Below are 8,928 nucleotides of genomic sequence, written 5' to 3' on the forward strand. Positions count from 1 at the left end.
CTGTGTCTCGGCGGCCGTATGCCCGCGCCTTCCCGCCGCAAGTTGACCGATTCGGTCAGTCGCAGACCCTGCCATGGGCGCGGGTTGCTATAAAGGCACGACGGCGAAGGTCAGCGTGGCGGCGACCAGGGCGGCGACCCCCAGCAGGGCGAGGGCGGCAACCGGCCAGCGGCGCAGGACGGCGTCGGCTGCCACCGCCCCGCCCATGATCGTCCGGCCCGTCGCACCCAGAAAGCCGAGGGTGTGCAGGATATCGCCGGCCGGCACCTCCGGCACGCGCGGCGCTTTCCAGGCGAGGAGCGCTGCCACCGCGAGCCCGACCGCCACGGGCCACAGCCCCTTCATGAGCGCCGCGGGCGTGAAGGCCACGCCAGCCGGCAGGCCCGTCACCGCCTCGAACAGCAGGAAGGGCAATACCAGCGCCAGCCCGGCGAGGGCGAGCGCGGGCAGGATGAGGCCGCGCGGCGGCGCTCCTTCCGTGCCGCTGCGGGCGACCAGCAGGGCATAGCGCGCCATCAGCAGGGTGCTGCCGGCGGCGGACAGGGTGAGCAGGGTGCCCGCCACCCCCTCTGGCACGATGAGCTTGATGGCGTATTTCGCCATGGCGCCGCCGGTCAGCGGCAGGCCGGCAAGGCTCAGGCCCAGCAGGCCGGCGACCCCCGCCACCGCCCATGCCCGCCGGGGCGCGGAGGCCATGGCCACGCCCACCGCGAGGAACATGGCGCCCTTCAGCAGCATGTGGTTCGCCGCATAATAGGCGGCGATGGTGAAGGTGCCGGCCGTCCCGTTCAGGATGCCGGCGCCGATCACCGCCGCCACCACCCCCATCTGGCTCACGGTGGAATAGGCGAGGGCGCGCTTGGGGTGTCGCTGGGTGAGGCCCACGGCGACCCCGTAATAGGCCGTGAACAGGCCGGCGCCGCACAGCACCGCGCCCCAGCCGGGCAGGGGCACGCTCTCGGGCAGGAAGCGCAGCAGGCCGATGACCCCGGCCTTCACCACCACCCCCGAGAGCACCGCCGAGCCGGGCACCGGCGCCACGGAATGGGCCAGCGGCATCCACACATGCAGGGGGAACAGGCCCATTTTCAGCGTGAAGCCGAGGAGGACCAGCACCAGCACCGGCGTCTTCCACGGCGAGGTGGGCAGCAGGGCGACCGCGTCGCGGATCTGCGGGTTGGCGTCGGCCGTGCCGGAGGCGAGCATGACGAAGGCCGCGATCAGCAGCGCCTCGCCGAGCACGGTCAGGGCCAGATAGAGCGATCCGGCGCGCCGGGCCTCAAGGGTATCGTCGTGGGCGGCGAGGCCGTAGGCGGAAAAGCTGACGAGGGCATAGGCGAGATAGAAGCTCGCCACATCCGCCACCAGGAACACGGCGAAGGACCCCGCCATGGTGAGCAGCCACCAGACCATGAAGGCCGGCCGCGCCGGGTCCTTGCGCAGATAGGCCATGGCATAGGCGCCGGCCGTCATCCACAAGAGCGAGGACCCGCCCAGCAGCAGCGCGCCCGGCGCATCGAGGGCGAGGGTGAAGCGGAAGGGATCGGGCGCCACCAGCACCGACAGCCCCCGCGGCACCGCCAGGGCTGCGATCAGCGCCGGAAGCGGGACGAAGACCAGAAGATGGGGCAAGGCGCGACGCACCGCCGGCACCAGCGCGGCGAACGCCAGCACCAGCGGCAGCGCAATCGCCACCACCATCAGCGCCTCGGAGAGGACCGGCAAGGCGGGTTCGAGGGCGGAGAGATCGAGCGGCGGGGAGAGGGTATCGCCGGTCATGGCAGCAGTCCCTCCCAGGTCACGGGGCGGCCGATATCCAGGAAGGGCAGGGGGGCGAGCGGCATGAAGCCGACCAGCATGGCCCCGAAGGCGAGGGCGAGGGCGATCAGCGCCCGCCAGCGGCACTCCCGCGCGTCGGGCAGGCCTCTTCCTGATGCTGCGTCGCTATCTGGATGCTGCAGGGCGATCACCACCACCCGCAGCACATAGCCGCCCGCCAGCAGCCCGCCGACAAGCACGACGGTGGCGATCCACCACGCGCCCTGCTGCAGGGCCGAGGTCAGCAGCATCACCTTGGCGACGAAGCCGCCGGAGGGCGGCAGCCCCATGAGCGACAGGCCGCCGAGGCCGAAGGCGGCGACGCTCACCGGTGCCACCCGACCGACGCCGCCGAGCCCGGACAGCCGGTCATGCCCCATGGTCTCCGCGATCAGGCCGGCGGCCAGGAACATGGCGGCCTTGGACAGGGCGTGGGAAACGAGATGCAGCGTGCCGCCGGTCCAGGCGAGGGCGCTCCATGGCCCGTCGTCGGAGGCGGCGAGGGGGAACATGAGGCACAGGTAGCCGATCTGCGCCGCCGTGGAATAGGCGATCAGCAGCTTCAGCCGCTCCTGCGCCAGCGCCACCACCCCGCAGAACACGATGGCCGCCGCCCCGCACAGGGCGAAGACCGGGCCCGCCACCTGGGTCAGGGGCAGGGGCGCAAGGTCCGACCAGAGCCGCACCAGAAGGAACAGCGGCGCCTTGATAACCACGGCGGAGAGCACCGCGCTCGCCGCCGGTGGCGCCCCCGAATGGGCGGGCGGCAGCCAGAGGTGGAGCGGGAACAGGGCGGCCTTGGCCATCAGCCCCGCGCTCATCAGGGCGAGCGCCGCGCCGGCGGTTGCGCCGCCCGTCCCCTGTGCCATCAGGCCGGCGAGGTGGGCGATGTCCAGCGTGCCATACAGCCCATAGATCAGCACCACGCCCAGCAGGTAGAGCACCGAGCCGAACAACGCGAACAGCAGGTAGGTGAGCGCGGCTGAAAGCTGCCCCGCCTTGCCTTCCAGGCACACCAGGGGCACGGCGGCGAAGGTGAGCAGTTCCAGCGCCACATAGAGGGTGAAGAGGTCCTGCGCCAGGAAGGCGAGGTTGAGGGCGCAGGCCAGCGACAGCAGCAGGATGAAGAAGGTGGCCGGCATGCCGGCGGAGCCGCGCGCCTTGACCTTGCGCGTCATGTCCCCCGGCCCGGTCATGGCGAACAGGCCGGTGAACAGCAGGACCAAGGCGGCCATCAGCATCATGGCGGCGGAAAAGCCGTCGGCCCGCAATCCCACGCCCAGCGGCGGGGCGAAGCCGCCGACCACATAGCCCAGCGCCCGCCCGCCCTGCGCCACCCGCTCGGCGATGCCGGCGGTGATGGCCACGTTGACGGCGAGCATCCCCAGGGCGGCGCGTTCGCCGGTCCGCGGCCCCAGCAGCAGGAGCGGCACGAGGCCGAGGAGCGGGGCCGTGATCGCGAGGACGAGAAGGGCGCTCACGTCTCCTTGTCCCCGTCACCGCCGCGCGCGGCCTCGGCCTGAACGGCGCAGAGCCGCACCAGCAGGGCCACGGCGAGGGCGGTGGCGCAGAAGGCGACCACGATGCCGGTGATCACCAGCGCCTGGGGCACCGGATCGGCGCCGAACCCCGCGCCCGCGCCGCGCCGCGCCACCACGCCGAACATCAGGAAGACCCCGCCGCCGAGGATGTTGAAGCCGAGGACGCGGCCGAGGGCGCCGGGCGCCGTCAGCAGCCCATAGACGCCGCAGCCGACCAGGGCCGCCCCGGCGAGACCGAAGAGAAGGGCGCCGGTCACGGGCGTTCCTCTCCGGCCGGCGGGCCGAGCACGATGAGGCCGAGGGTGACGGCAATGGATACGGTGATGGCCACCTCCACGGCGATGATGACTGCTTTCTCCGCCCCCGGCGGATAGCCCAGGAAGACGCCCGCCGTGGCCCAGCCGGCAAAGCCCACCGCCAGGAAGCCGAACGGTCCGGCCAGCAGCAGCAGGCGCAGGCCCCGGCTTTCCGCCGCCGGGGTCCGGATCTGGTCGCCCATGACCAGCAGGAGGCCCATGGCGGCGAGCACCGCCCCGCTCTGGAACGCGCCGCCGGGATGATCGGCGCCGGCCCACAGGAGATAGAGCCCCACCAGCACGCCGATGGGCGCCAGCACGCGGGCAAGGAAGGCGGAGGGGGCCGGCGCCGGCTCCGGTGACAGGGGGGCCGGCCGCCCCCGGCAGGCCGGATCGCGCGACAGGGCCCACACGCCCACCAGGGACAACAGCAGCACCACCTTCTCCAGCAGGGTGTCGAGGGCGCGGAAGACGAGCAGCACCCCGGTGACCGGGTTGCCGAGATCCGTGGCGGGCAGGGCGGCGGCCACGTCGGCGGCGCGGGAGGGCGCCGGCTCCGGCAGGGCGAGCACCACCGCCGCGAGCGCGGCCGCGATGGTGATGGAGACGACGGCCGCGAGCGGCTTCAGCATGCGATTTGGTGCCGGCGTTAGCGGCTCCGCGGGCAGGGCGCGCACGCAGCGCAGCAGCACCACGCCGGAAATGCCGCTGCCGATGGCGATCTCGGTCAGCGCCACGTCCACGGCGGCGAGGCGCACCCAGGCGAGGCCCAGCAGCAGTCCGTAGCCGATGAAGGCGATCACCGCCGGCCGCGCCGCGCCGGTGGTCACCACGCCTAGCGCGCCCGCGAGGAGCACGAGGCAGAGCACGGCATCGAACACAAGGCTCACGGGTGACCCTCCTCGGGCGGGGCGGCGTCCTTGGTGGCTTTGGTCTCGGCCATCACGGCCTCCGCCATGACCTGTGCCACCGCGCCGGAGGCGAGCTGGGCGAGCAGCCAGACCGCCACCATCTTGGCACCTTCGAGGACATTCGCCGCCTGTGGCAGCAGCCCGAGGACGATAAGCGCGAGGCCTACATTGTCGGCCTTGGTGAGGGCGTGGATGCGCGACAGCGTCTGCGGCAGGCGCACCAGGCCGAGGGTTCCTGCGGCGAAGAAGGCGATGCCGGCCGCGACGAACACGAGGGTGAAGGCATCCGCGATCAGGCTCATGGCCGCGGCACCGCCGGTGGCGTCCCCGCTTTCTGCCGCGCGGGTCCGAAGGCGGCGCGATAGGCGCAGGCCGCGAGGGCAGCGAGCAGGGCCAAAAGCAGCGCGGTATCCAGCAGTGCGGGATCGCCCGTGGCCGGCGTCAGCAGCAGCAGCACGGCGATCCCCGCCGCGCCGAGCAACTGGACGGCGAGCATGCGATCCACGTCGTTGCCGGCCCGCCACAGCGCTGCGAGGCCGGCCGCGGCCAGGAGCAGAAGCAGCGTCGCCGCCGCGAAGAGCAGGTCAGCCATGGCGCGGCGTGTCCGCCATGGCGAGGAAGGCTAAGGCATCCGCATCCAGCGCCGCAGCCACCGGGGCGGTGATATCGAGGCAATGCACCCGCAGCTCCGGACCCTGTCCGGCCAAGGGCAGCGTGCCCGGCTGGAGGCTGGCGAGCGCCCGAAAGGCATCCCGCGCGAGGCCCTGCGGTACGGCGCAGGGCACCACCAGCACGCCGGGGTGCACCTGCGGCGGGCGGGCCGCGACGCGCCGTGCCACGTCCCACCCGGCGCGCAGCGAGCCGGCGAAGAAGCGGGCGGCATAGGCCAGCGTCGCCGCTGGGTTCAGGTGCACGGCCGGCAGCAGGTGCAGGCTGAGGGCTGCGGCCAGGCCCGATATGATCGCGCCGGCGGCAAGGTCGATCGCGTGAACGCGGCCGAGCATTACCCATCCGGCGAAGAACGAAAGCCAGCGTGCCGCGCCGTGCGCGCTGAAGAGTTTGCCCATTCCGGCCTTCCCAGCCTGCGTCATTCGCCCGTGATGCTGCTTTGCAACATGGCGGGCATCTTAGCTGCCGGCTGCGCGGGACGGAAGGCACAGGCTACGGTTTGCGCGAGAGGGTTGCGGCGCGGCGGCAGTGGTGGTGGGGCCTGCGGGCGTAGCGAACAGCCCGCGTTACGGCAGCTGGAACAAAGCGCGGCCTGCGGAGTCTTCCTCGCGCCGTCCGCGCGCGGACCTAACGGGGGCAAAAATGCGCTTCGCCGTCCAATCCCGCCTCGAATACGAGGTGAAGTCTCCCGCCGTGTTCATCCTCAACGTCGAGGCTGCCGCCTTGCGCCGGCAACGCATCATCGCCGAGCGGCTGCAGCTGACGCCGGGCTATGCCATCGAGCGGCTTGCCGAGGATGAGGGCGGCAGCCGGTTTTTGCGGGTGATCGCCAATCCGGGTCCCTTCACCGTGGCCTATGCCGGCGAAGTCGAAGTAAACATGATCGAGAAGGAACCCGCCGGCATCGCCGAGGTGCCGGTGGGCGAGCTGCCGCTGGAGATCCTGCCCTACCTCAACCCCAGCCGCTTCTGCCAGTCCGACCTTCTAGGGCGCTTCGCCCGCCGCGAGTTCGGCGAGCTGGAGCCCGGCCACAACCGGGTGAGTGCCATCTGCAGCTGGATCCACGATCACGTGGACTATGTCCGCGGCTCCAGCGACGCCCAGACCTCCGCCTACGACACCATGGTGCTGCGCGCCGGCGTGTGCCGGGATTTCGCGCATCTGGGCATCGCCTTCTGCCGTGCCCTCAATATCCCCGCCCGCTTCGCCAGCGGCTACGCCTGGCAGCTGGACCCGCCGGATTTCCATGCGGTCTTCGAGGCCTATCTCGGCGGCGAATGGTATCTGTTCGACGCCACCCGGCAGGCCGCCCTGCAGGGGCTGGTGCGGATCGGCGTCGGCCGGGATGCCGCCGACGCGGCGTTCGCGACCATCTACGGGGACGCGGAATTCAAGGGCATGTCCGTGGGCATCGACGCCGTTGCTCCCGACGCGGAGGAAGAGCCGACGGTCCGCGCCGTCGCCGTCGGCTAGCGCCTGCCCCACTGTACAGGCCGCTCCGCCAGCCCGCGGAGCGGCTTGTCGCTTCCCAGGCTATGAGGCTGTTGCGGCGGTCGCGCGCATTGGATGACTCCAAGCTGGCCGTGGTAACAGGGCCTCTGCTCCATTAAGAAGACCTCCTCAACCCCATCCGATGGCTCCCGTTCGACGCCTGACGACATTGCCAGATAGGCGGAACCAAGCCCGTGCCCTTCATGACGACAAACCCGGCGCTGGCTCGCGCGCTGGCAGAACGAGACTACAACGACCCGACGCCGGTGCAGCTCGCCGTGCTCGCCCCCGAGGCGTCGGGGCGCGACCTTCTGGTGTCCGCGCAGACCGGCTCGGGCAAGACCGTGGCCTATGGCCTCGCCATGGCGGACACGCTGCTGGGCACGGACGAGCGCTTCGGACCCGCCACGGCGCCGCAGGCGCTGGTGGTGGCCCCCACCCGGGAACTGGCCCTGCAGGTCCAGCGCGAGTTCGAGTGGCTTTATGCGGCGACCGGCGCGCGCATCGTCTCCTGCGTCGGCGGCATGGACCCGCGCCAGGAGCAGCGGGCGCTGAGCCGGGGCGCCCACATTGTCGTCGGCACCCCCGGCCGCCTGCGCGACCATCTGGAGCGGGGCCGGCTCGACATCTCCGCTGTGCGGGTGGTGGTGCTGGACGAAGCCGACGAAATGCTCGACCTCGGCTTCCGCGAGGACCTCCAGTTCATCCTCGACGCCACCCCGCCGGAGCGGCGCAGCCTGCTGTTCTCCGCCACCCTGCCGCGCGGCATCACCATGCTGGCCAAGCGCTACCAGCGCGAGGCGCTGCGCATCGAGGTGGCGAGCGCCGAGGGCGGCCACGCCGACATCGAATACCGCGCCATGCGCGTGGTGCCGAAGGAGATCGAGCACGCCGTCGTCAACGTGCTGCGCTTTTATGATGCGCCCAGCGCCATCGTGTTCTGCAACACCCGCGAAACGGTGCGGCACCTGCACGCGACGCTTCAGGAGCGGCAGTTTTCGGCCGTCGCCCTGTCCGGCGAGCTGAGCCAGAACGAGCGCAATTCCGCGCTGCAGGCCCTGCGCGACGGCCGGGCGCGGGTCTGTGTCGCCACCGATGTGGCGGCCCGCGGCATCGACCTGCCGAGCCTCGGCCTCGTCATCCACGCCGACCTGCCGAACGATGCGGAAAGCCTCCAGCACCGCAGCGGCCGCACCGGCCGGGCTGGCCGCAAGGGCGTCAGCGTCCTGCTGGTGCCCCCGTTCCGCCGCCGCCGCACCGAGGACATGCTGCGGGGCATGGGCCTGGCCCCGGCCTGGTCGGGACCGCCCACGGCCGACGAGATCCGCAAGCTCGACCACGAGCGCATGCTGCGCGACCCTCTCCTGACCGACGAGCCGAGCGAGGAAGATACCGCTGTCGCCCGCACGCTGCTGGAACAGCAGCCGGCGGAGCATCTGGTGGCGGCGCTGGTGCGCCTGTATCGCGCCGGCCTGCCCTCACCGGAGGAGGTCGCCGACCCCGGCGAGCCGCGCGGCCGCGACCGTGCCGCCGCGCGCGGGCTTGGCGGACCTTCCGGCGCCGGCGGCGGGGCCTGGTTCCGGCTCAATATCGGGCGCCGCAACAAGGCGGACCCGCGCTGGCTGCTGCCGCTGATCTGCCGGCGCGGGGGCGTGACGCGCGATGACATCGGCGCCATCCGCATCTTCGACGAGGAAACCGCCTTCGAGGTCAGCGCCGCCGCCGTCGACCGCTTCAGCACGGCCGCGCGCAAGTCCGATGGCTCGGATGTGGTCATCGAGCCGCTGCCCGGTGGACCGGTGACAAGCCGTCCCGAACGGCCGGCGCCGCGCTGGAAGGGGCCTCAGGACAAACCCGGGTATGACAAGCCGGGGCAGGACCGGCCGGGCCGGGGCAAGCCGTTCCGCGACAAGGCCGCACCGGGCAAGGGCGGTCATGAGCCGCGCGCCGGGAAGCCCCCGAGCCGCGGCCCCGCCGAGCGCGGTCCCAACGCCTTCGCCGGCAAGCCGCCGGGAAAGAAGCCGCGCCGCCCCTGACCGCCGCCTTCCGGTGCGGAAGCGAACCCGCATCGGCGCGCCTGAGGACGGCCCCGCAAGCGGCCGCTCCGGCGCTCGCATGAGTTGGTGGTGTCCCAATCTGAAAATCTGCCGCAGCAACCGGGGGCGGTGCCAACCCTCTCGCGCTTGCGGGGGAGGGCAGGGT

At 72.1% G+C, this 8,928-nt stretch carries 9 protein-coding genes; 2 read left to right on the forward strand and 7 right to left on the reverse strand.

The features are described 5' to 3' along the window. Positions 1 to 87: 87 nt before the first annotated feature. From K9U41_RS11475 to K9U41_RS11505, 7 genes are read right to left on the reverse strand one after another with little or no spacing between them, the layout of a single operon-like run. Positions 88 to 1,779 (reverse strand): complex I subunit 5 family protein, encoded by a 1,692-nt coding sequence (locus tag K9U41_RS11475; protein ID WP_282640972.1) that lies wholly within the window; start codon positions 1,777 to 1,779, stop codon positions 88 to 90. After that, on the reverse strand, positions 1,776 to 3,299 hold the full coding sequence (locus K9U41_RS11480; RefSeq protein ID WP_282640973.1) for a complex I subunit 5 family protein: 1,524 nt from the start codon (positions 3,297 to 3,299) through the stop codon (positions 1,776 to 1,778). The genes K9U41_RS11475 and K9U41_RS11480 overlap by 4 nt, the downstream gene beginning before the upstream one ends. After that, positions 3,296 to 3,616, reverse strand: a complete 321-nt coding sequence (locus K9U41_RS11485; RefSeq protein ID WP_282640974.1) for an NADH-quinone oxidoreductase subunit K — start codon at positions 3,614 to 3,616, stop codon at positions 3,296 to 3,298. The genes K9U41_RS11480 and K9U41_RS11485 overlap by 4 nt, the downstream gene beginning before the upstream one ends. After that, on the reverse strand, positions 3,613 to 4,545 hold the full coding sequence (locus tag K9U41_RS11490; RefSeq protein ID WP_282640975.1) for an MnhB domain-containing protein: 933 nt from the start codon (positions 4,543 to 4,545) through the stop codon (positions 3,613 to 3,615). The genes K9U41_RS11485 and K9U41_RS11490 overlap by 4 nt, the downstream gene beginning before the upstream one ends. Then, positions 4,542 to 4,868, reverse strand: coding sequence for a monovalent cation/H(+) antiporter subunit G (locus K9U41_RS11495; RefSeq protein ID WP_282640976.1), 327 nt, complete (start codon positions 4,866 to 4,868; stop codon positions 4,542 to 4,544). Before K9U41_RS11495 ends, K9U41_RS11490 begins: the two co-directional genes overlap by 4 nt. Beyond that, entirely contained in the window at positions 4,865 to 5,158 is a 294-nt protein-coding gene (locus K9U41_RS11500) for a monovalent cation/H+ antiporter complex subunit F (RefSeq protein ID WP_282640977.1), read from the reverse strand. Before K9U41_RS11500 ends, K9U41_RS11495 begins: the two co-directional genes overlap by 4 nt. Beyond that, the gene (locus K9U41_RS11505) at positions 5,151 to 5,633 is read right to left on the reverse strand and encodes a Na+/H+ antiporter subunit E (RefSeq protein ID WP_282640978.1); all 483 of its coding nucleotides are present in this window, start codon (positions 5,631 to 5,633) and stop codon (positions 5,151 to 5,153) included. The genes K9U41_RS11500 and K9U41_RS11505 overlap by 8 nt, the downstream gene beginning before the upstream one ends. 244 nt (positions 5,634 to 5,877) lie before the next feature. On the opposite strand from K9U41_RS11505, the gene K9U41_RS11510 reads away from it, so the two are divergent. Together K9U41_RS11510 and K9U41_RS11515 are read left to right on the forward strand one after the other, a co-directional pair. Continuing rightward, positions 5,878 to 6,708, forward strand: a complete 831-nt coding sequence (locus K9U41_RS11510) for a transglutaminase-like domain-containing protein (protein WP_282640979.1) — start codon at positions 5,878 to 5,880, stop codon at positions 6,706 to 6,708. Positions 6,709 to 6,929: 221 nt separating this feature from the next. Continuing rightward, positions 6,930 to 8,762, forward strand: a complete 1,833-nt coding sequence (locus tag K9U41_RS11515; protein WP_282640980.1) for a DEAD/DEAH box helicase — start codon at positions 6,930 to 6,932, stop codon at positions 8,760 to 8,762. Positions 8,763 to 8,928: the final 166 nt, after the last annotated feature.

The sequence above is a fragment of the Xanthobacter autotrophicus genome (genome assembly GCF_029991245.1).
Lineage (GTDB): Bacteria > Pseudomonadota > Alphaproteobacteria > Rhizobiales > Xanthobacteraceae > Xanthobacter > Xanthobacter autotrophicus_C.